This window comes from Gymnodinialimonas sp. JB5-7, assembly GCF_055693405.1.
Genome location: NZ_JBVFUX010000004.1, coordinates 803,643 through 823,978, shown reverse-complemented (window position 1 = coordinate 823,978; position 20,336 = coordinate 803,643). Strand labels below are relative to the sequence as shown.

Genomic DNA, 20,336 nt, shown 5'->3' with positions numbered 1-20,336 from the left:
TTGGGGGTTCTACCCCCGCCGCCTGCGGCGACTCCCCGAGGTATTTGTGAAACAAGGAAGCAGGGTGCTTGACCGGGTTCGCTCGGTCAGTGACAGATGGCGGCATGCGCATTGACGGGCTTCAATATTGCAACTGGTCGCGGCGGATCTTTGAGGAGATGCGCGCGGGCGGCGTGGATGCCGTCCATGTCACCATCGCCTATCACGAGATGTTTCGTGAGACGGTTCTACAGATCGAGCGCTGGAACCGGTTTTTCGAAGACCATGGCGATCTGATTGTGCGGGCAGGCTGCGGCGCGGAGGTGCGCGCGGCCAAGGCGGCAGGCAAGACAGCGATCCTCTTCGGGGCGCAGAACCCGTCGCCCATCGAGGATGATATTGGGTTGGTGGAGATCCTGCACACGCTGGGCCTTCGGTTCATGCAGTTGACCTATAACAACCAATCTTTGCTGGCGACCGGCTGTTACGAGGCCGAGGATATGGGCCTTACGCGCATGGGGCGCGAGGTGGTGGCCGAGATGAACCGTGTGGGGCTGGTGGTGGATATGAGCCATTCGGCGGATCGGTCCACCATTGAGGCGGCGGAGCATTCGACGCGGCCCATTGCGATCACCCATGCCAACCCGTTTGACTGGCACGCCAGCGCGGCGCAACAAGCGCGCGGAGGTGATTGAGGCCGTCGTTGCGGGTGGCGGGATGATGGGGTTCTCGATCTATCCGCATCATCTGAAGGACGGCTCTGACTGCACGCTCGACAGTTTCTGCGGGATGATTGCGGATATGGCGGAGCGGTATGGTGTTGGGCATTTCGGCATCGGGTCCGATCTGTGCCAGGATCAACCTGACAGCGTGGTGGAATGGATGCGGGTCGGGCGCTGGACCAAGACAATCGACTATGGTGAGGGCTCGGCTGACAATGCGGGCTTCCCACCGCAGCCGGACTGGTTCCGCACCAATGCGGATTTCCCGATGCTGGAAGCGGGCCTGCGCGCCGTGGGGTTTGATCAGGCGGGGGTGGATGCCGTGCTGGGGGGCAATTGGCTGGACTTCTTTGACAAGAATTTCGGGCCGGTCGCGTGAAGGCGCCAGCGCATAAATCCGTGCCGCTGCGCGATCCGCAGGTGGTGATGAAGCTGGCGCGCATGGGCTGTTTCCACCAGTCGCGGCTGAGCTTCATGCGTATTTTGCTGCGGCGGATGAAGGACGAGGCCTGGCAGTTTGCCTGTGCAGACTGGGCGGTGGATGCGCGCGGGGTGGGCCATGCGGTCTATTCTGCCGAGGGGCCAGAGCGGACCTATTCCCTGGTGGCCTTTGCCCATGATCTGCCGCCCGAGGCGCGCAGTGACCGGGTCATTGCGACCGCGTGGGATGCCACATTTGCGCTGTTTGACGGGGTGCCGGAGGCGGCGGATATCGAACGGCTGCGCGGCAATGTCCCAAAGCAGGAGGCGGGGCGCGTCTCAGCCCGGGAACTGACGTTGAGCCGGGCGAACCGGTCGGTGCGCTTGTGGGATCATGTTGTGGGCCGGTTGGCGGACGGGCAGCAGCCGGACTTGGATCTGGTTGAAAACGTTGGCTATTTGATGCGGACGACGGCCGTTTACGGCTCTGCCAAGTTCGGCGCGGCGGATCGGGCGGAGATTGCCGATCGTCCCGAATTGAGTGCGCCGTTTCAGGCGGAAATGCTAACGGTCTATCTGATCCGCGCGTTTGTGTTGGATCTGGTGGAGCATATGGCGCGGTCGCGAAATGCAGATGCGGTGCCACTTGATCCGGCGCTGCGTCGGCGCTTTGGGATCGGCAATTCCACGGGCCTCGGCATGGCGCCGTTTTTGATGAACCACCCAAGGCTGATCCACAACTGGATCGCCGCGCGGGAATGGGCCCTGGCGGAGGTTCGGGGGCTGGCGCAGGCCACGGGCGAGGATGTTGACATCTTCCGTGGATATGCCGCGCGGGCGGCCCGGAACGCGCAAGAGTGGCAGTCGGAGCATCCGATCCAGCAGGCAAAGCTGGCGGAATTGCGCGCGGATATGGCGGCGCTGTCAGAGCAACTGGAGCGGTTTGATTTTGCCGCGCCCCACCCCTGGGACCGTTTGTGGCGCTGGGGTGAGGGGGCGCTTGGCCTGGAAGGGCAGGAGCAATTGGCGGCCTTGTTGCTGGAGCCTTATGGCGCGATTGTCGACAGAGCCGCCCATTGCATGGCCGCCGATGAAGGCCCGGTGCGGATCGACGGCGTGCGGGATGTGGCCGATATCCGGGCGCTGATCGAGGCGGTGCACCCGGACGCGCTGGCCACCAATTGGGACGCGCCGGAAGAACAGGCGCGGGTCTGGTACGTTTCTGCCGAGAAGCTTGAGCCGCGATTGGGTGAACGCGCGGAGGAGGATCTGGAGGCCTATGCGCAGCCGCTTTGCCCGGCGCGGGATGCGGCGGCACTTTATGCGGCACTGGCGGGCGAGAGCGGGCCGGTGGCGGAGTTCCTTTGCGGTATCCCGAGCATCGCCATACCGTGCGCCGTTTGCAGATCGCCGAAGCGCACCCCTATGCAGAAGTGCGCGACAACACCACCCACGCCGATATGGCGCCGATCGACTTGCTGCGCGCCAAGCTCAGCTTTTTCGGAGCGACGCGGTTTGATCCCCGCTCGGACCGCTGGCTGCGGATCACCATGTTCCAGAATGCACCGTTCCCGCATGAGCTGGCGGCGCTGGACCCCGATGATTGGAGCTATCCCGCGCCATGAGGCACGATCTGTCGCTGGGGGAGGTGCAATCGCTCGCCGCAAAGGCGGCACGCGGGGCCGGGCGCCCCCACGGAATGTCCGAGGAGGCCGCCTTTGCCTTGCGTTGGCTGATTGAGCGAGGTTTTGACGGCGCGGGTGCCCTGGCGGCCTTGTTGCAGGCAACGGATGGCGGGGCGGATGGCTGCCCGATCGCTGTCGGGGCCGCGCTGTCGGATGCTGGTGCGTTGACCGAGGGGGTGCAGGTCAAGGTCCATTGCCCGCTGCTGCTGGCCCCGTTCCTGTCTGGGTTGGCGCCCTCGGATGCCGGCGTATTGCTGTCGACGGAAGACGGCGGCGTGGCGGTTGGCTTGGATGGTGCGTGCGGTGGCGGAGAGCTGTCCCATGCTTTGGAAGAGGTTCGCTTGACGCATTGCGCCGCGCCAGAGCAAGGCGCGCGGGTGCGTCGGGCGGAGGTGGCAAATCAGGCGTTGCAGGTCTTGCTGGAGTTCGCCGCGCGGACCTACGCCCCGGCAACCGAGGAAAGCCGCGCAAAAGGGGCCGGGGCCGGTGTGACCGACAACGATTGAGCTTTCATGGCCTCTACACGGGGCCGTGAATGCCATGGGTCAGGTGGCAGGGATTTCCGCCACTCGCCTAAGGTGCCAAATTCCTTCACGTTTGCCGACAGTGTGTTACCAATTGGATCACGCCCAAGAGCAAGACACATGGCGACGGACCGCAACCGGTCTTTCTTGCCAGTGAAAGGATGACTATGGCCAAGAAACCCATCCTCACGGACGACGAACTGGATGGCGGTCTTCCGCCACGCGCGGCGACGCCGCCGCCATTGCCCGGTGCAAGCTCCGGCGCGACGCGACCGCTCGACGCCCCTGCGGCAGAGACATCGGGATCGGCCACACGAATGGTGAATGATCCCGCTGCTGATGATACGGCGTCGCCGCCGCCGCCGCCGCCTCCGCCTGCTGCGCAACAGCAAGGGCGCGATGCGTCCGGACACGCGCGGCCCAAAACGCGCATTCACGGTTATGGAAACGCCCCGCGCGCGGATGAAGCAACGTCCAAGGAGGGCGCGCCGATGGTGCAGCCCGTTGTCGGCTGGCTTGTCGTGACGAGCGGGCCGGGCCGGGGGCTGCCGTGGGTTTGAGCGCCGGCATGAACGGCGTGGGCCGCGGGCCAGAGAACAGCGCGCAGGTCGATTTCGGCGATGACACGATCAGCCGCGAGGCCCATGCCTTTGTGACCTATGACAATGAAACGCGACTGTTCCACCTGAGCCATGGCGGCAAGACCAACCTTGTTCGCCTGAACAACGCGCCGGTTCTGGCTGTGGAAACGCTGTCCCATGGGGACACGATCCGCATCGGGGCCACGGGGTTGCGCTTTGTCGCCCTTTGCGGACCTGATTTCGATTGGGCCGACGCATGAGCGCGGCGCAGGGCAGGGGCGGGGACAGCACCGCCATCGCATATGATGTTGCGACCGCGCTCTGGCAGGGCAAGCGCCCCTATCAGGAGGACACGCTGCTTGCCGATTTCCATGGCGGCATGGATCGTGGATTTGCCGTGTTGGCGGACGGCATGGGCGGACATGCGGCGGGGGATCTGGCCAGCCGCCTTGTGGTGATCGACGCAGTCAGTCACCTGAAATTCCTGATGCATGACGGCGCGGCGCTGGAACAAAGCCTGCAATCCGAGCTGACCTCGGCCATCGAGACGGCCAATGAGGTTCTGAAGGATCGCGCGGCGGACGACCGGCGCTTGCAGGGCATGGGGGCCACTTTTCTGGCCACTGTCCTGTTCGAGGATCGCCTGTACTGGGCCTCGGTCGGGGACAGTCCCCTGTACCTGTGGCGTGAGGGCAAGCTGAAGCAACTCAACGAAGATCATTCTATGGCGCCGATCATCGACCAGATGGCGAAATCGGGCGAATTGACGGAAGAAGAGGCGGCCAACCATCCCGATCGCAATGCGCTGACCTCGGTCCTGATGGGGCGCAGTGTGAAATCGATGGACGTGCCCAAGACGGCCACGGTGCTGGATCCGGGCGATGTGCTGATCCAGGCCTCGGACGGTCTGCAATACCTCGATGAACGCGAGATTGTGAAGGTGCTGGAAGGCCTTGGCACCGATGCCAGCAGCCGCGAGATTGCGGATGCGTTGATGCAGGCGCTGTTTGATCTGGACGACCCGGCGCAGGACAACACGGCGATCATGGTGCTGCAACTGACCCAGGGCATGGGCGGCGGTGGTGGTGTGTCGGCGGCAACGGCGACCGCCGATGGCGAGCGCGCGGTGGCCGGTGCAACGGCGGCGGCCACGGCGACCAGCGGGGGCTGCCACGGCCAGTGCCGGCCCGGTGCCACCGGCGGAGCCGGACCCGCCGGAAAGGCGACGAAACATGCTGGTGCCTGCGGCCCTTCTCGGCGGGGCGGCACTGGCACTTGGGCTGATTTTCGGCCTGCCGAGCGAGCAAGACACGACCACACCCACGGCTGACGAAGCGCCGGTGGCGGAAGGTGAGGTGCGTGTTCCAGATGACACTCAACCCAGTGATGCGGCGACCTCTGCCGAGGTTGATCCCGTCGAAGAGACGGATCCTGCCCCAGCCGCTGCAGACGATCCTGGGCCAGACATCGCGGCGGATGACGATGCTGCGACCGAAGTAGCCGGAGAAGAGAGCGCGCCGGAGGCCAGTCCGGATGCAGACGCGCCCGAAGATTTGACACCAGCCGAGGAGGCGGAGCCGCAAGCGCCCGCCCCGGCTGAAGAAGTGGCTTCAGAGGAAGTCGCCGCCGAAGAGGTGCCTGCCGAGGACGTGGCCGATCCGGATGCGGAAAGCGCCACGCCACCACCGACGCGGACGCGGGCAGTGAAGTTGAAGCTGAGGCTGAGGCCGAAGCCGCGCCCGTGGAAACGCCTGAAATCACACAAGAACCGTCACTCGAAGAGACTGCTCCGCCTGCAGATGAGGCGACCGCCGTGGAAGCGCCCGAGCTTGATGAGCCCGAATTGGGCACCGATGATGCCGCGCCCGCAGAAGAGATCACACCGGTCGAAACCGATCAGCCAGAGGCGCCGCAGCCTGTGCGGGACGCCGATATGCCGGATGGCGATGCGCCCGCCGGGGCCGCGGCGGATCGCAGTGACCCGGGCGCAGAAGTCCAGCCCGCAACCGTTCCATCGGATACCACCGGGTCAGAGGTTGTTCCCGTTCCAGGTGCCACGACTGCGCCGACGGTCGGGGGTGCGCAGACCGGGTCTTCGCAAGGGGCCAGCTGTGGGGCAGGCTTCTGCCGCCTGCTGTTGCAGAGAGTCGCCCCGGACGTTGCAGACGAGGCCCCAGCGGTTGAGCCTCAGCCTCAGCCTCAGCCTCAGCCTCAGCCTCAGCCTCAGCCTCAGCCTCAGCCTCAGCCTCAGCCTCAGCCTGTTCCGGTTCCGGTTCCGGTACCAACTCCCTCTCCCACGCCCACGCCCACGCCTGTTCCGGCTCCCGCGCCTTCTCCGACACCCGCGCCGAGCCAGACGCCGCAGCCGGCACCTGCTGCACCCACTCCCTCCCTCAAGGCGGTGAAGAGCCCGCAGCCAGTGCCGTACCCGGCGTTGGAACGTTGCGCGAAGGGCTAAGTGCGCCATCTGGGGCCGATGATGCCGCCGTGACCCCGGCGCCAGAACCGGTGCCCTCGCCGCAGCCGGTCCCGCTTGCGCCGCAAAACGTGCCGCGTGCGCCTGTTGAGGTGGCACCTACGGCCCCGCAGATCGGTGAGGATGATCGCGCGACCCAGATGGCCCCGCGCAATCCATCGGCGCCCTTGATCGTTCCGGGCGACGGGGCGGAGGAGGGGGCCAGCGTGCTGCCCATGTTGCCGCCTTTCACGGGCAGCATTCAAAGAATTTGCCAAGCACAGCAATGCTTTGCCATCATTCGGCAGCCGGATGGTACGGTGACCATCCTGCAACGCCGCAGATAACAGACCACACCGAAAACACCGACCACGGGGACAGAGATCAAGATGACCGACGATGTGGAGCTTTCAATTCGGCAGGTGACTGGCGGCACTGTCCTGCTGGCGACAGAGACCTTGCGTCTGCCGGTCGAGATCGGGCGTTTCGGCGCAGACAATGTGGGCCGGGTCAGCGCAGGCGATGGGCGTGTGGTGCATTTCGGGGAAGGGTACGGCACCCTGTCGCGCCAGCACCTGACCATCACGCCGTCCGGGGATGGCGGGCTTGTCGTGACGGACCTGTCGTCCAATGGTGTGGCCCAGATCGGGCAGGAGGGGTCTGCCCCCGTGCCCATGGGGCGCGGCGGCACGGTGCGTATGGCGCCCGGTGCGATGCGCGCGTTTGAGACGGTGGGTCTTCGCGTGACGGTCTGTTCGCCCAAGGAAGCGCAGGTGGATGCCATCGGTCAGCCGCTACATCTGGTCTATGACAGCACCTCTACCGGCGGGCTCAAGGCGCTTGATCTGGATGGTGTATCGATTGCGTTGGTGGCCAATGGCGCGGAAGTCCTGATGCGCCGGCGCAAGGGGCGCGCGGCGCAAGCGCTTGAGGCCGCCAAGGCCGAGGGCGCGCGCGTTCTGGTGATGATCGGCCCCGACGGTGCCGGTGGGGTGGAGGCCATTTGTGGCATGGGCGGCGAAGTGGAGCATAATCGCCGCACCCTCGACGAGGGCGAAGCGGTGCAGATGGATCACCTCGCCACGCTTGATATCCGCGGGCAACTTCTGCGGATCATGTCGGCGGAAGAAGGCAAGGGGCTGAGTTGCACGAACCCTGATTGCCGCCAGCTGAACCCATACCTTCCGGGCGAAAATTGCCGGTATTGCGGGCAACGGCTTGGAGATGGAACATCATACTGGGTGCATTCGTAAGGGGCTGATATGATTACTTTTCCGGTCCGTTTCCGCGTCCGCCAGATCGGTATCGATGGCAATACGATGGGGTCTTCGCGCATCTTGCTGTGTGAGGAGCCCGGCGCCTTTCTGGTGGGCAAGACCGATGACGCCGATGTGCCGCTGACCGGTGATGCCGTCAGCCGCAGGCACATGTCCATCGTGCTGAGCGCCGAGGATGTGCGGGTGCGCGATGAAGGCTCCACCAACGGGACCTATGTGAACGGCACGCGGGTGGCCGAACAGGTGCTGGAGGTGGGCGATCAGGTCTCCATCCCTGGTTGGCTGTTGGAGTTGCTGGCCCCGGCGGAGAGCGCGGCGAGTGCCACGCGGATCGCGGGCGTTGAGGTCGATGCCTCGCTGGTCAGCAGGCTGGTCATCACCGACGATGACGCCCCGCCACCGTCGCGCCGGACATTCCCTGAGATGGAATTTGCGGGCAAGGATATCGTGGGGATCGAGGCGTTGCGCGCCTCGGGCCACCCGGTCGAGGAGGTCAAGTTTTGCGCCGTGGGCGGCGGGCTAGGCAGTTTTGTCTGGGTCGATCACCTGCGCTGCTACGGCATTTCTGCGAGCGATATCAGGGCGATCGGGACGGAAGAGGTCTGCTATCGGACGTATCAGCGGTACTGCAAGAATTCCCAGATCCCGGACCATGAACGCCTGCGGTCCAACAGCCTTAGCCGCCCGGACAATATCTGGGGCTTTCCCGGCTATGCCCTGCGGGAGGTTGGCAAGGGCATCGGCGTGAAGGGCATCTTCCAGGTGTTCGGGGAGCCGACGCTGTCTGAGTCCTACACGCCACGCGCGGGCGATGTGTTCGACAGCCTTGATGTGGAGGCCAAGCGCATCGGCTGGTCCGAGATGTTCGTGAAGGCGCAGGTCCTGGGCCTGCGCAAGACCAGTCCGATGGGCGTTATGCCGTGGCCTACAAGCTGTGGGGCGGCGAGGCGCAGGGCGAGGCCCGCAATCGCTATGTCATCGCAGACGTGGTCCATCTGGCGACGGGGTACCCGGCCACGCGTTTTGTCGATGATTTTCAGACCTTTATTACCAATCACCCGGACAGCCGCGCGCAAGTCGCCAATGCCTACGAGCCGCATGACCAGATGTATATCGAGGCCGAACGGCGTGGCGGCCCGGTGCAGGTTGTCGTGCGGGGCAGGGGGATTGTGGCGTCGCGCATCATCCAGCGCCTGCATGAGGCACGGGCCAAGAACCCCGACATTCGTATCCTGCATTCCATGCGCACGCCCATTGGGGCGCGAGATGGCGCCGTATTTCCGCAAGGCGCGGCAGGCTGGTGCGCAACAATGTGGAAATCCAGCCGTTCAATTGGCCGAAATCCTGCTGGGGCGGGGATTTGCGGGTCGAATATGAGCGATGCGGGCGAGGAAGATCGCGGCGTGATGCTGTCCCAGCTTGGCGGCACCACGACCGCCGAGCGCTCCGATTGGATCGCCATCGCCGAGCGCGGCGCGGAGGAGGGATGGTACAGGCCGGTCTACGGCAACATCTCGGACCTGCAACCGCTGCCCTCGCCGGGACCGGACCAGCCTGACGGCGTGCAGGTCTCGATCAATACGGTCGAGGGCAACGAGGAAGTGCTGAATGCCGACTACCTGATCGACTGTACGGGTTTGATCGCCGATATTCGCCGCTCGCCCTTCCTGGCCGATCTGCTCGATACCTATCACCTGCCGCGCAACCACGGCTACCGCGTAACCGATCAGCGGGCCGCAAAAGGCGTGGCGCGACGGGCCTGCGCTGCACGAATGATTTCGAGATCGAGGGGCTGCGCAATAATCAGGGCCGGGTTTATGCCGCCGGAACCATCACGACCGGGGGCCCTATCTGGCCGTCGACAGCTTCCTTGGCCTGCAATATTCGGCCATTCGGTCCGTCGATCATCTTGTCACCGAACGCATCCACAAAGTCCGCAACCTCGGGCCGTTCCGGTCCCTTGGGGGCTGGACGAAGTGGATGGTCGGCGCACGGCCATAAGCGAGGAGAGAACCCATGATCCCAACCCTCGCCGGACGGCTGCAAACCCGCCTTGTTCCTGTTTCTTTTCATCGGTGTGCCGGTCACATTGGCCTTCGTTTTCGTGCTCGCTGGCTGGAAGTTCGACTATGACATCGCCATGCCGTTCCTGCTGTTCCTCGTGACAATCACCGGCCTCGGCCTGCTGCTCGACCCGATCTACATCTTCATCCAGACGACAAGGTGGGACCGCGACTGGCCCTTTGCCTATCAGTTCTTCTTTTCGTGGGTGGAATTCGGGATCGTCTTTGCCGTGGCCCGGGCCGGTCTGATCCCGTGGTTGCCCGTGTCAGTGGAAGGCCAGCCCGCGCCGCTTGTCGATTTCTCAAGCAGTGCCGCCATCGGCCTTGCGACCTTGCACTTCACCTGCGTGTTCATCCCGTCTTTCCTTGCCCTGCTTGGCCCGATGCAAGCGATCTTCGTGCGCTGGCGCTTTAAGGGCGGCCAGTTCGGCAAGCTGTGATGACGCACACATCCGCCATGAAGCCTGTGATCAAGGCGTGGATTCCGATCCACCTTCTGCTTTTGGCGGGGGCTTACTATCTGCTGTTTCAGGAAAGCGCGCTTAACCTAGAGGTCCTGATGGGCCTGTGGTTCTTCTTCCCTGTCGGCATCATGGGCGCGATCATTGCCAACGCAACGGGCACGGGCGGCGGCGTGGTTTTCGTGCCGGTTTTTGCCGCCCTGCAAGACGGCGGCATCATGATCCCGCCTGAGCTTTTGCGGGTCGCAACCCTGAAGCCCGAGGAATCCGTTGCCGTCAGCTTCACCATCCAATGTTTCGGCATGTCCATCGGCGCGCTCACCTGGGCGCATGCGATCTTCGTGAAGGACGGACTGGCCTGGGACGAAAAGGTCTCAAGCCAGACGCTGGCTGCGCTGACCTTCGCGCCTTTGGCGACTGGCATCCCCGCGCTTTTGCTGACCCAGGCCTTTGTCGAGGTCGAAGGCGCGCAATTGCTGTTCTATTTCAAGATCTTCTCGCTCGCGCTTGGTGTGACGCTTCTGATCTTCACATGGGTTCAGCGCAGGCAGGCGGCGAAGGACCGCAAGCTATGGGTCAGCCCCGGTGAGTTGTGGGTGCTGATGGGCCTGGGCGTGATCGGCGGGGCCGTCACCGCGCTCTTCTCCGTGGGGATCGGAGAGTTCCTTGCCATCTACCTGATCTTGCGCCGTTTCCCCACGAAGGTGGCCATTGCCGTGGCGGTCTGGGTCAGCGTCGTTTGTGTGATCACCGGGTTCTGGGACGGCTATTTCAATGACCTCGTCCGGCTTGAGATTGCTTTGATCGCGGTGCCGGGGGCCATTGTGGGCGGTTTCCTTGCGAAGGGGATTGCGCAGCTTTGGGGTCGCTGTGGCTCAAGACGCTGGCGTCGATCTGGATCATTGCGTCGAGCGTTTATTTGCTGGCGACCTAGGGCCGGGCGCTCAGCGACAGCTGGACCAAACCCGCGCACTCTGGATCATGCTCCTCGGTTGCGATCCAGACGCGCAGCGGCTGATCGTCGGTGCCCGGATCAAGCAGGTTGAGGGATTGGCCGGTTCCGACCGGCTCACTCAAACGCCACCGCCCACGCCACTCAGCAATCAGCCGGGCGTTGCACGAGGCGCGGCCACTCACATCAAGGTTAAGCGCGCGGGATGTCGCGGTCATGCTGAGGGACACCATGGGCTCAGGGGAAATGAACAAGGGTGCGGGTGCGTTCTCGATCACCTCGGTCAGACCATCGGGATGAACGGACCAGCATTCCAACAGGTTCATTGGCCCGCCAGCATCGCCCGCAAAGAGGCGGCGATCGTCGATGAAATCGGGGACTAAATCGGTGAGGTCTGAGTTGAGCGCCATCGGGCTGCATGTGCCCGTATCCACACGTGGCGCCTGGTGCCGGCGCTGGGGCTTGTGGCGCGATATTCACAATTGCGGGTTCGTCAAACAGCGGCTCGGGCGGGCTGCCCTCCCGCCGGAAGATCGTGGCTTGCGGCTGATCGGGGCTGCCGACGGCGATATGGCTGTTGTCGAAACTGAAATAGCCCTGCTCGGCCTCGCCGAATTCGTGCAGCACGCCACCACTTGCCACATCAATCAGTTGCGCCGTGCTGCCGCCAGATGCCCCGATGAACAGCATCTCCCCATCGGAGGAGACGGAGATGAAGGCCTCGGACGTCGCATCCGGCATGGGGCCGCTGCCGCGAATGGAACGTCCGACCAGATCAATGATTTCCCATTCGGTGTCGCTGGCGCGCATGAAGCTCAAACGGTCGCCCGAAAGCCGGTAGCGGGTATAGGGCGAAGTGGGCGGAAAATCGGCCAATTCGCGCTGGTCGAGGGCGTTGTCGAAAAGCGTAACACCGCCATCATTGCGCAGGATCAAGAGCCCCTGATCGCCGCCCATGGGCGACATGGCAACGAAAGACCCTATGCGGTTTCCAGCAGTTCGGGTCAGGCGGCCATCCGTCTCAAACACGCGCACAAGGCTGGGTGTGATGACGGTGATCTGGTCCGCGTTCTCCGCGAATGTGACCCGCACGGTTGTCCCATCAGGCACCGAGGTCAGGATTTGCTCGGACGGCGCGCCAAGGGTCGTGTTGGCCAGATCGACCAGAACGATGTCTGTCTGTCCGCCGACACTGGCGCGGGTGTAGACGAAATGGGTCTCGCTGCGGGAAATGGCGCGGTTTGCGGTGGTGACCGTGGTCGGCTCAAAGCGCAGGATTTCGCGGCGGTTGGTGATGTCATACAGGCGGTTCGGCGTGCCGGGGCCGGTGGTGGCGATGGCGTAGCCGCCTTCCATCGAAAACCCCAACCGCGTGATCGTGTCGGGAATACCGCGCGCGAGATGGGCCTGGTAGACGCCGCTGTCCCGGTCGAACAGGGCAATGCCGCCCGTGCTGTCGACAAGACCCACGGTGGCATTATCCCACGAGAAGCGCGGCAGCAGTGACAGGGTTCCGTTGGGCGCGCTGAGCGTGGCGGTCTCTACCAGATACATGGGGCCTTCGCCCAAAGCGTCGGCCAGCGCGGCTTCGGTCAGGGCCAAGGCCGCCTGGAGATTTGCATTCTCGGCCTCCAGATCGGCGATGCGCGCGCGCAGGCGGTCGATTTCCGAGAGATTGGCATCACTGTTTCCAGCCGCTTCTTCGGCTTCGGCAAGATCTGCAAGCAGCCGAGCGCGCTCTGCCTCTGATACCTCCAACGCGCCTCCAAGCCGGTCCATTTCCGCGCGCATCGCGTCGGAGCCTTCGCCCGCCTCAAGGGCTGCGGCCAGGCGTGCCTCCAGGTCTGCGATGTCGCTGGCGGCGGTGGCCAGCGCAGCCTCAGCCGCGGTCAGGTCATTGTCGACATTGGCCAAGGCGGCGGCCCGCGTGCGTTCCGAGGTGAGTTCCTGCTCCAACCGCGCAATGTCAGCGGCAGCGGTCTGCACGTCTTGCGTCAAACCATCGGAGGCGGCCAGAGCCGCAGCCAAGCTGGCCTGCGCTTCGGCCAGTTGCCCTTCCAACGCGGTGATCTGGTTGGTGGCGGATGCGTTTTCTTCGGCCAGTGCGGTGGCCCGTTGTGTGGCAGCGTCACGCGCCGCGCGGGCGTCTTCCAGCGCGGCCTGGGTCACGGCCAATGTCTCAAGCGAGCGTTCCAGATCGGCGACCTGCGCCGCGGCGGCGTCGCGTGCAGCGCGGGCTTCATCAAGCTCGGCCATGGTTGCGGCCATGTCGCCATCGGCGGTTTCCAGACGCGTGAGGTTTTCCTCAGCCGCGGTCAGGGCGGATTGCAATGTCGTCAGCTCTGCCTCTGCGGCACCGCGCGCGGCCTCAGCTTCGGCCAGAGCCGTCTCCAGACGGCCCATCTCGGCCATCATCTCGTCCATGCCGGGGGTCAGCCATGCCGGCTGCGTCGACCAGATGCCGCCGCCGACGGCAGCGGCCAGAAGCGCGCCAAGCACTGCGCCGCCCACAAACCGCCCGCCGGATCGGGCCGGGGCAGGGGCCACCGCATCGGGCATGGCCATCGGTGTGACCATCGTTGTGGGCGCATCGGCCAAAGCGGCAAGCCACGCGCCCGCATCTCTTGGCCTATCACCCGGGGTCATGCGCAGGGCGCGGTCGATCAGATGCAGAAGGCGTCCATCATGGTCGGGGTGGAGGTCTGCAATCGGCTGGTATGGGTCCGGCTGGCCCGTCGCAATCGCGCTGGCGCGTTCGTCTGCCGCGATGGGGGCCGCACCGGTGATGACGTGATGCAGCGTCGCGGCGAGGGCATATAGGTCCGAATAGGGACCCTGTTGCGCGCCCGATACGTAGAATTCGTGCGGGCTGTAGCCGTCCGTCACCACCCGGAACGTGCCTGCCATGCGCGAGCGCGCCTGTGTTTCCGCGCGTGCGGCGCCGAAATCGATCAGCATCGGCATACCGAACCGATCTATGCGGATATTCTGCGGCTTGATATCGCGGTGGAGGACCGATTGGTCGTGAATGTACTTCAGCGCCCCCAGCAGATCGCGCGCCAGTTCCAGAACGCGGTGGGGGGAGAAGGCGCCGTCGGCGCCCACGATCTCTTCCTGCAGATCGCGGCCATGGATGAAATCCATTGCCATATAGGCGGTGCCGTTCTCTTCAAACAGGGTTTGCACATGCACCACATTGGGATGACGGAGCCGGGCCAGCATCCGTGCCTCACGCAGGAATTGCGCGCGCGCGGTTTCGAAATGTTCAGACGTGCCGGCGGAGGTTGCGCTGACCGCGTGGGTCGCGGCCTGACGTTGCGCCAGCCCTAACGGGAAGCATTCCTTCACCGCCACATCCCGCCCAAGGGTATCTTGTGCAAGATAGGTGATGCCGAACCCGCCCGATGCAATCAGGCGCTTGATCTCGTACTGGCCACCCAACAGCATCCAGCCCGGAGGAAGCTCTCCGGCGGGCAATTGATGCGTGACGGCGTCGGGGCCGCGTGGGGTTGGTGTTTCATCAGCCATGGCTGAAGGCACAATTGCGCGCGCGCATCCGCCTGTAAACGCATGTTTTCCGTATCGTATGTGAAGGGCTTGCAATCTTGTCCCTGCTGCGACACGTCAAGCGCGATGACATTGACGATTTCGCAAAAGCTGCACGGGGCATGGGATGTCGCGCGCGGACGCTACGATCACCAGATCGATAGCGACCTTGGCCGGTGGCAGGGCCACCTGTTTGCGGCGGTCAATGATCACGGATTTCTGCGCCGGTATTGGCGCAACGAGGGCCAGATAGCGCCCGGCCTCTACCGGGCCAACCACCCTGATGAGAGGGCGCTTCGCCAGTGGAAAGCGCGCGGCATTGTGGAGGTGATCAGCCTGCGCCCCGCTCAGCTGGCTGTCCACGAATTCGAGGCACGCACATGCGCAGCGCTGGGGCTTCGTCTGCGCAATGTCGCACTAACAGCGCGAGAGGCACCGCGCCGCATCCGGCTTTTGGAGTTGCTCGATGTGTTCGATACGCTCGAACGGCCCGCGTTGATCCACTGCAAATCGGGGGCGGATCGGACGGGTCTTGCAGCGGCCCTTTGGGCGATCCACGTGGAAGGGCGACCGGTGGCCGAGGCCCGGCGCGCCTTGGGCCTGCGCCATTTGCACCTCAGCTGGTCCAAGACGGGTGTGTTGGATCGGTTCCTTGATGCCTATGAGGCGCGCCTGAAGCAGGGTGACATATCGCTCAGGCAATGGATCGACGCGGAATACGACGAAACCGCGTTATAGCCGTTGGTCAGTTCAGCCAGGTTTCGATCTCAAGCGTTGCGTCACACCCGGCACCGTCGATGGTGCCGACCCAGATGTCGATGCGCCCCTCAATCGCGGCCTGCCCGGTAAGGTTCAGAAGCGGGGCCGTAATGCTGCCGGTATTGTCATCGAAATGCCAAACCGTGTCCTGCGTGTTCACCAGCAGGATCGTGTCACATTCATCGGCTTCAACCTCCAATTCCAACCGCCGGAACTGGGCCATCTCAGACGTATAAAGCGTGAAGTCCGGGATCTGATCGACGAAGCCCTGTGACGTTGGCGGGCAAGTCCGCGCAATTGGCCAGGTCGGCCGTGCCGCTGGCGCGCAAAAGCGCTGTCTGGGGCGTGTAAATCTCGGTGCCCGTATAACGGAGTTCCGCACCTGGTACGGCCCAGGTCGGGCAATTGGCGGCTGTGCCCCCGCCGCCGCCGGTCACGTTCCCACCGGGGGTGTTGGGGCCGGGGTTGGGCGTCGTGCCGCTGGCCAGCATCAACTCGATTTCGGCGCGCGCCTCGCGCAGTTCCATTGTCAGACGGTCGGCCTCTGCCTCGGCCTCCGACAGATCCTCGGCCATGCGTTGCAGGTCGGCCTGCGCGCGCTCGACGTTGCGTGTGGCGGCGTCACGCTCGGCCTCCAGCGCGGCAAGGGCTTCTGCGTCGATCTCGCCACCGCCGGCCTCAATCGCGGCCTCAAGTGCGGCAAGCTCTGCCGCAAGCGCGTCGGCGCGCGCTTCTGCGGCGGCTTGTTCGGCCTCTGCCTCCGCCCGGGCGGATTGCAGTTGCGCCATTTCTTCAGGCGCTGGGGCCTCCGCACGCGCGGCCTCCAGGGCCGCCTGCAGGCTGGCCACTTCGGCCTCAAGCGTCAATTGCGTCTCGCGGGCGCTGTCCTGATCCGTCAGGGCCTGGCTCAGCCTGATTTCGCAGTTCGACGGCGGTCGCATCCCCACCTTCTTCGGCAGCGGCCAATTGGGCGCGCAGATCGGCGACCGTGTCACCCAATTCGCCCACGCGTGCCTCTGCGATGTCGCGGGCTTGGGCGGCGTTGGCAACTTCTGCCTGCAATTCACTGGCTTCGGTTGCCATCGCAGCCAGTTCGGCCTCAAGATCGGTACGGGCGGACGTGGCTTCATCCAGCATGCGCTGCATCTCGGCATCCCCGCCCGCGGCGGGGCTGCCATCGGGCAAGACGAAGTAGGCACCGCCCCCAAGAAGCGCGAGAAGACCGCCACCAACGGCGGCCCCTTTCCAGAAGCTTCCGCTGCCCTGCTGTGTCTCCGCCGGGGTGGGCGACGTATCGGCTGCGACCACGGCCGCGGCGGGTGCTGCTGCAACGATACGGGTGGTGGCATCGGGCATGGCCGAGAACCAGGCCGCTGCATCGGCGGGGCGGTCTTTCAGGGGCCGCGACAGCGCGCGGTCGATCAGCGCCAGCAGGCGCGGGTCATGGTCGGGGAAGCGGCCTGCGATGGGCTCATACGGATCGTCTTCGCCGTTTGAGACCTTCTGCGCACGCTCATCCGCCGGGGCAGGTGCGCTGCCCGCAATGCAATGGTGCAGCGTGGCCGCCAGCGAATAGAGGTCCGAGGCCGGGCCCTGTTCGGTGCCCGCCACATAGAATTCGTTGGGTGAATAGCCGTCCGAGACCACGCGGAACGTTCCTGCCGCGCGGGAGCGGTTCTTGGTTTCCTGTCGCGCTGCGCCGAAATCGATGATCACCGGCATGTCGAGCGGGTCGATACGGATATTGGCCGGCTTGATATCGCGGTGCAGCAGCCGTTCCTTGCCACGCTCAGGCGCGTCGCGGTGCAGGTAGTCCAGCGCGCCCAGAAGCGTGCGCGTCAGCTCCATCACGTAAGCCGGCGTCAGCTTGTCGCGTTCATTGTCGATGATGTGCTGAAGGTCGCGCCCGTCGATATAATCCATCGCCATATAGGCGGTGCCGTTCTCCTCAAACAGCGTCTGGACATGAACGATGTTGGGGTGACGCAGGGCCGCGAGCGTGCGGGCTTCGCGCAGGAACAGGTTGCGCGCCGTCTCAAACGGCTCGGCGGTTGAGGCGCTGGCGGCTGAGACGGTGAAATCGCCCGCGCGCAAGGCCAGGCCCGCCGGAAAGCACTCCTTGATCGCAACTTTCCGGTCGAGATTGTCACGCGCTTCGTAGGTGATGCCAAAACCACCCGCCGCGATCCGGCCCGTGACGCGGTACATCCCCGACGACAATTCGGCGCCCACGGGTAATTCCCCGGCTGGGCCGTCAGGCAGCACGCGCGTTTTGCTGGGATCGTCGCTCATCTTGTCCGGGTCCGGCCTTTGAAGGGGCGCCATTTTTTGGGCAGCTGGCGCGAAGGGGGCTCAGGTCGTGGTTCCCTTAAATATGGTAAACGCTAGGGGGAAAGTAAATGTCGGGATTCCCTTACGCGCGGGCGCATAGGCGGTAAAACCCCCGTCAGAACGCCAAGGTCAAAAGCGCCGGAAGCGCAAGCGCGCCCAACAGCGTGATCTCGACCCATCGCATATCGTGGCTGGCCAGCCTGCGCTGGTCGCGAAATCCACCAACGGGGCGCTTCGGTGGCAGCGATCTCGAGGATCAGAACCGCAAAGCCACGGCGCGCGGCCTCTTCCCTTTGTCTGTTGGTTATGCACGTCATTTTCGGCACGGATCCATCGCTCCTCCGTCGGTTGGTGCATCAAAGCAACCCAAAGCCTCTTTGCCAAGCCTCCGACCCCCTTGCGGACCGGGCCGCAGCCCCATAGAACGGCGCAAATTTTCACCCGACCTGAACGGCGCGGGCAATTGGTTTTGCCTGATCGCCGCCTAGCCGTCACGAGGACAAACATGCAGATCACCGAAACCCTTTCCGAGGGCCTGAAGCGCGAATACCAGATCACCGTCACGGCGGGCGACCTTGAAGCGCGTGTGAATTCCAAGCTGGAAGAGGCGCAGCCTGAGGTCGAGATGAAGGGCTTCCGCAAGGGCAAGGTGCCCATGGCGCTGCTGAAAAAGCAGTTCGGCCCCCGCGTTATGGGTGAGGCGATGCAGGAATCGGTCGACGAGGCAATGCAGGGCCATCTGGACGAGTCCGGTGACCGCCCCGCGATGCAGCCCGAGGTCAAAATGACCAACGAGGATTGGAAAGAAGGCGACGATATCGTCGTTTCCATGTCCTACGAAAAGCTGCCCGAGATCCCAGAGGTCGACTACAAGAAGATCAAACTCGAAAAGCTGGTCGTGAAGCCCGGCGATGACGAGATTGACGAAGCCTTGAAAAACCTCGCCGACAACGCCCAGAACTTCGCCACCAAGAAGGGCAAGGCCGCGGACGGTGACCAGGTTGTCTTCGACTTTGTTGGCACCGTGGACGGCGAAGCATTTGACGGTGGCTCCGCTGAAGACTTCCCGCTGGTCCTGGGTTCCGGCCAGTTCATCCCCGGCTTTGAAGAGCAGCTTGTTGGCGTGAAGGCGAAAGACGAGAAAGACGTCGAAGTGACCTTCCCCGAAGATTACCAGGCCGAGCATCTGGCGGGCAAAGCCGCCGTGTTCGCCTGCACCGTCAAGGAAGTGAAAAAGCCCGTTCCGGCGGAAATCGATGACGAGCTGGCCAAGAAGTTCGGCGCCGAGGACCTCGACGCGCTGAAGGGCCAGATCACCGAGCGTCTGCAAGCCGAATATGCCGGTGCCGCGCGCGCTGTGATGAAGCGCGGCTCTGCTGGACCAGCTTGACGACGTCGTATCGTTCGACCTGCCGCCCTCGCTTGTGAAGGCCGAGGCAGACCAGATCGCACACCAGCTGTGGCACGAGGAAAACCCGGACGTCGAAGGCCATGATCACCCTGGAGATCGAGCCGACAGATGAGCACACCAAACTGGCTGAGCGCCGGGTGAAGCTGGGCCTTCTGCTGGCCGAGCTTGGCCAGAAAAATGATGTGCAGGTCTCGGACGCCGAAATGACGCAAGCCATCATGAACCAGGCGCGCCAGTACCCGGGTCAGGAACGCGCGTTCTTCGAATTCATCCAGCAGAACCAGGCCGCACAACAGCAGGTCCGCGCGCCTCTGTTCGAAGACAAGGTTGTCGATTTCATCGGCGAGCTGGCGAAAGTGACCGAAAAAGAGGTCTCTAAAGACGATCTCAAGAAAGCCGTCGACGCCCTCGACGAGGAATAAGCGGACTTTACGTTACGTAACAAAGCGCGCTGCCACTTGGCGGCGCGTTTTTTATTGGCAGACGAGCCAGACGTTGCGCGCAGGGGAGGGGAGGCCCATGCCAAAAGATCATAATCCCAAGCCTCTCGTGGTGCTCCGGGCTCCGGTGCCTGCCGATATTGAGATGCACCTCGCCCTGCCGCATTCGCGCGAAATCCACATCATGTATGGTGGCGATCCCGAGATCCCGCCCACCGCCAACCTTGCCCGGTCCGAGGGCTGGTTTGAATGGCTTCGGGATCATCCCTTCGCGCGGATCATAGAGGTCGAGGGGCGCGCCGTTGGCGAGGTTCGCCTGCACAGCCATGACGAAGCTGACTGCACCGCGCGCCTTGCTGTGGGTCTTTTTGCGGAAGAGGATCTGGGCCGCGGTTATGGCCATCAGGCGATCGTTCAGACGCTTTGCCATGGCTTCGATACCATGGCGCTTGAGATGATTGACCTGCGCGTTCTGGAATTCAACGAACGCGCTATTCGCTGCTACACGGCTTGCGGATTCGAAACGGTTGCGCGGCTGCCGAGATCGCTCAAAATCGGTGAAATCTGGCACGATGATTTGCTGATGGAGATCACGCGCCAGCGGTTTTTGTCTGTCCGCGCCGATCTGGATTAATTCCACCAAACTAAAGCGTTAGCGGGATCTGTTATCAGATAACGCGCCCCGGCGGTTGTATAACAACGCCGGCTGGATGCAGCTTTGATCAAACGC

General features: G+C 63.9%; 17 protein-coding genes and 2 pseudogenes. 14 read left to right on the top strand and 5 right to left on the bottom strand.

The features are described 5' to 3' along the window. Positions 1–104 precede the first annotated feature (104 nt). The 7 genes and pseudogenes from ACZ1HK_RS05010 (at position 105) to ACZ1HK_RS04980 (ending at position 6,316) form a co-directional block, all read left to right on the top strand. Positions 105–1,080: pseudogene (locus ACZ1HK_RS05010) on the top strand (membrane dipeptidase). Continuing rightward, the gene (locus ACZ1HK_RS05005; RefSeq protein WP_472627731.1) at positions 1,077–2,861 is read left to right on the top strand and encodes a hypothetical protein; all 1,785 of its coding nucleotides are present in this window, start codon (positions 1,077–1,079) and stop codon (positions 2,859–2,861) included. Before ACZ1HK_RS05010 ends, ACZ1HK_RS05005 begins: the two are co-directional and overlap by 4 nt. Then, the gene (locus tag ACZ1HK_RS05000) at positions 2,743–3,312 is read left to right on the top strand and encodes a DUF3726 domain-containing protein (RefSeq protein ID WP_472627730.1); all 570 of its coding nucleotides are present in this window, start codon (positions 2,743–2,745) and stop codon (positions 3,310–3,312) included. Before ACZ1HK_RS05005 ends, ACZ1HK_RS05000 begins: the two co-directional genes overlap by 119 nt. A gap of 185 nt (positions 3,313–3,497) precedes the next feature. Further along, positions 3,498–3,890, top strand: coding sequence for a hypothetical protein (locus ACZ1HK_RS04995; protein WP_472627729.1), 393 nt, complete (start codon positions 3,498–3,500; stop codon positions 3,888–3,890). Then, complete coding sequence (locus tag ACZ1HK_RS04990; RefSeq protein ID WP_472627728.1) at positions 3,881–4,171, top strand: FHA domain-containing protein; 291 nt, start codon at positions 3,881–3,883, stop codon at positions 4,169–4,171. Before ACZ1HK_RS04995 ends, ACZ1HK_RS04990 begins: the two co-directional genes overlap by 10 nt. Further along, positions 4,168–5,241, top strand: coding sequence for a PP2C family protein-serine/threonine phosphatase (locus ACZ1HK_RS04985; RefSeq protein WP_472627727.1), 1,074 nt, complete (start codon positions 4,168–4,170; stop codon positions 5,239–5,241). The genes ACZ1HK_RS04990 and ACZ1HK_RS04985 overlap by 4 nt, the downstream gene beginning before the upstream one ends. Next, the gene (locus tag ACZ1HK_RS04980) at positions 5,144–6,316 is read left to right on the top strand and encodes a hypothetical protein (protein ID WP_472627726.1); all 1,173 of its coding nucleotides are present in this window, start codon (positions 5,144–5,146) and stop codon (positions 6,314–6,316) included. The genes ACZ1HK_RS04985 and ACZ1HK_RS04980 overlap by 98 nt, the downstream gene beginning before the upstream one ends. On the opposite strand, the gene ACZ1HK_RS04975 is transcribed toward ACZ1HK_RS04980, so the two are convergent. After that, positions 6,305–6,604 (bottom strand): hypothetical protein, encoded by a 300-nt coding sequence (locus tag ACZ1HK_RS04975; RefSeq protein WP_472627725.1) that lies wholly within the window; start codon positions 6,602–6,604, stop codon positions 6,305–6,307. The two genes, ACZ1HK_RS04980 and ACZ1HK_RS04975, sit on opposite strands and share 12 nt — an antisense overlap. A 151-nt stretch (positions 6,605–6,755) precedes the next feature. Here ACZ1HK_RS04975 and ACZ1HK_RS04970 point away from each other — a divergent pair, with 151 nt between their 5' ends. From ACZ1HK_RS04970 to ACZ1HK_RS04955, 4 genes are all read left to right on the top strand, one after another. After that, positions 6,756–7,619 carry a hypothetical protein gene (locus ACZ1HK_RS04970; RefSeq protein ID WP_472627724.1) on the top strand — a complete coding sequence of 288 codons (864 nt, stop codon included), beginning with the start codon at positions 6,756–6,758 and terminating at the stop codon, positions 7,617–7,619. Positions 7,620–7,628: 9 nt separating this feature from the next. Further along, the gene (locus tag ACZ1HK_RS04965) at positions 7,629–9,020 is read left to right on the top strand and encodes an FHA domain-containing protein (RefSeq protein WP_472627723.1); all 1,392 of its coding nucleotides are present in this window, start codon (positions 7,629–7,631) and stop codon (positions 9,018–9,020) included. A 676-nt stretch (positions 9,021–9,696) separates the two neighbouring features. Further along, positions 9,697–10,146: a hypothetical protein gene (locus ACZ1HK_RS04960; protein ID WP_472627722.1), complete on the top strand. Its 450-nt coding sequence runs from the start codon at positions 9,697–9,699 to the stop codon at positions 10,144–10,146. Beyond that, complete coding sequence (locus ACZ1HK_RS04955; RefSeq protein ID WP_472627721.1) at positions 10,146–11,213, top strand: TSUP family transporter; 1,068 nt, start codon at positions 10,146–10,148, stop codon at positions 11,211–11,213. The genes ACZ1HK_RS04960 and ACZ1HK_RS04955 overlap by 1 nt, the downstream gene beginning before the upstream one ends. A gap of 143 nt (positions 11,214–11,356) precedes the next feature. Here the strand turns inward: ACZ1HK_RS04955 and ACZ1HK_RS04950 are convergent, their stop codons facing one another. Next, complete coding sequence (locus tag ACZ1HK_RS04950; RefSeq protein WP_472627720.1) at positions 11,357–14,647, bottom strand: protein kinase domain-containing protein; 3,291 nt, start codon at positions 14,645–14,647, stop codon at positions 11,357–11,359. 105 nt (positions 14,648–14,752) lie between these two features. Here ACZ1HK_RS04950 and ACZ1HK_RS04945 point away from each other — a divergent pair, with 105 nt between their 5' ends. Continuing rightward, a complete protein-coding gene (locus tag ACZ1HK_RS04945; protein WP_472627719.1) occupies positions 14,753–15,403 on the top strand; it encodes a tyrosine-protein phosphatase in 651 nt (216 codons plus the stop codon). Between the two features lie 7 nt (positions 15,404–15,410). On the opposite strand, the gene ACZ1HK_RS04940 is transcribed toward ACZ1HK_RS04945, so the two are convergent. From ACZ1HK_RS04940 to ACZ1HK_RS04930, 3 genes are read right to left on the bottom strand one after another with little or no spacing between them, the layout of a single operon-like run. Continuing rightward, positions 15,411–15,647 carry a hypothetical protein gene (locus tag ACZ1HK_RS04940; RefSeq protein ID WP_472627718.1) on the bottom strand — a complete coding sequence of 79 codons (237 nt, stop codon included), beginning with the start codon at positions 15,645–15,647 and terminating at the stop codon, positions 15,411–15,413. 1 nt (position 15,648) lies between these two features. After that, positions 15,649–16,365: a hypothetical protein gene (locus ACZ1HK_RS04935; protein ID WP_472627717.1), complete on the bottom strand. Its 717-nt coding sequence runs from the start codon at positions 16,363–16,365 to the stop codon at positions 15,649–15,651. After that, a complete protein-coding gene (locus tag ACZ1HK_RS04930; RefSeq protein ID WP_472627716.1) occupies positions 16,280–17,716 on the bottom strand; it encodes a serine/threonine-protein kinase in 1,437 nt (478 codons plus the stop codon). The genes ACZ1HK_RS04935 and ACZ1HK_RS04930 overlap by 86 nt, the downstream gene beginning before the upstream one ends. Before the next feature lie 544 nt (positions 17,717–18,260). Between ACZ1HK_RS04930 and tig the strand changes: the two are divergent. Both tig and ACZ1HK_RS04920 read left to right on the top strand, forming a co-directional pair. Further along, positions 18,261–19,588: pseudogene (tig, locus tag ACZ1HK_RS04925) on the top strand (trigger factor). Between the two features lie 97 nt (positions 19,589–19,685). Further along, positions 19,686–20,240 carry a GNAT family N-acetyltransferase gene (locus ACZ1HK_RS04920; RefSeq protein WP_472627715.1) on the top strand — a complete coding sequence of 185 codons (555 nt, stop codon included), beginning with the start codon at positions 19,686–19,688 and terminating at the stop codon, positions 20,238–20,240. Positions 20,241–20,336: the final 96 nt, after the last annotated feature.

Coding starts and splice junctions, on each gene's coding strand:
- ACZ1HK_RS05000 (WP_472627730.1), top strand. CDS start 2,743: ATGAGGCACGATCTGTCGCTGGGGGAGGTGCAATCGCTCGCCGCAAAG.
- ACZ1HK_RS04995 (WP_472627729.1), top strand. CDS start 3,498: ATGGCCAAGAAACCCATCCTCACGGACGACGAACTGGATGGCGGTCTT.
- ACZ1HK_RS04985 (WP_472627727.1), top strand. CDS start 4,168: ATGAGCGCGGCGCAGGGCAGGGGCGGGGACAGCACCGCCATCGCATAT.
- ACZ1HK_RS04980 (WP_472627726.1), top strand. CDS start 5,144: ATGCTGGTGCCTGCGGCCCTTCTCGGCGGGGCGGCACTGGCACTTGGG.
- ACZ1HK_RS04975 (WP_472627725.1), bottom strand. CDS start 6,604: ATGGGCAGCACGCTGGCCCCCTCCTCCGCCCCGTCGCCCGGAACGATC.
- ACZ1HK_RS04970 (WP_472627724.1), top strand. CDS start 6,756: ATGACCGACGATGTGGAGCTTTCAATTCGGCAGGTGACTGGCGGCACT.
- ACZ1HK_RS04965 (WP_472627723.1), top strand. CDS start 7,629: ATGATTACTTTTCCGGTCCGTTTCCGCGTCCGCCAGATCGGTATCGAT.
- ACZ1HK_RS04955 (WP_472627721.1), top strand. CDS start 10,146: ATGACGCACACATCCGCCATGAAGCCTGTGATCAAGGCGTGGATTCCG.
- ACZ1HK_RS04950 (WP_472627720.1), bottom strand. CDS start 14,647: ATGGCTGATGAAACACCAACCCCACGCGGCCCCGACGCCGTCACGCAT.
- ACZ1HK_RS04945 (WP_472627719.1), top strand. CDS start 14,753: ATGACATTGACGATTTCGCAAAAGCTGCACGGGGCATGGGATGTCGCG.
- ACZ1HK_RS04940 (WP_472627718.1), bottom strand. CDS start 15,647: ATGGCCCAGTTCCGGCGGTTGGAATTGGAGGTTGAAGCCGATGAATGT.
- ACZ1HK_RS04935 (WP_472627717.1), bottom strand. CDS start 16,365: ATGCGACCGCCGTCGAACTGCGAAATCAGGCTGAGCCAGGCCCTGACG.
- ACZ1HK_RS04930 (WP_472627716.1), bottom strand. CDS start 17,716: ATGAGCGACGATCCCAGCAAAACGCGCGTGCTGCCTGACGGCCCAGCC.
- ACZ1HK_RS04920 (WP_472627715.1), top strand. CDS start 19,686: ATGCCAAAAGATCATAATCCCAAGCCTCTCGTGGTGCTCCGGGCTCCG.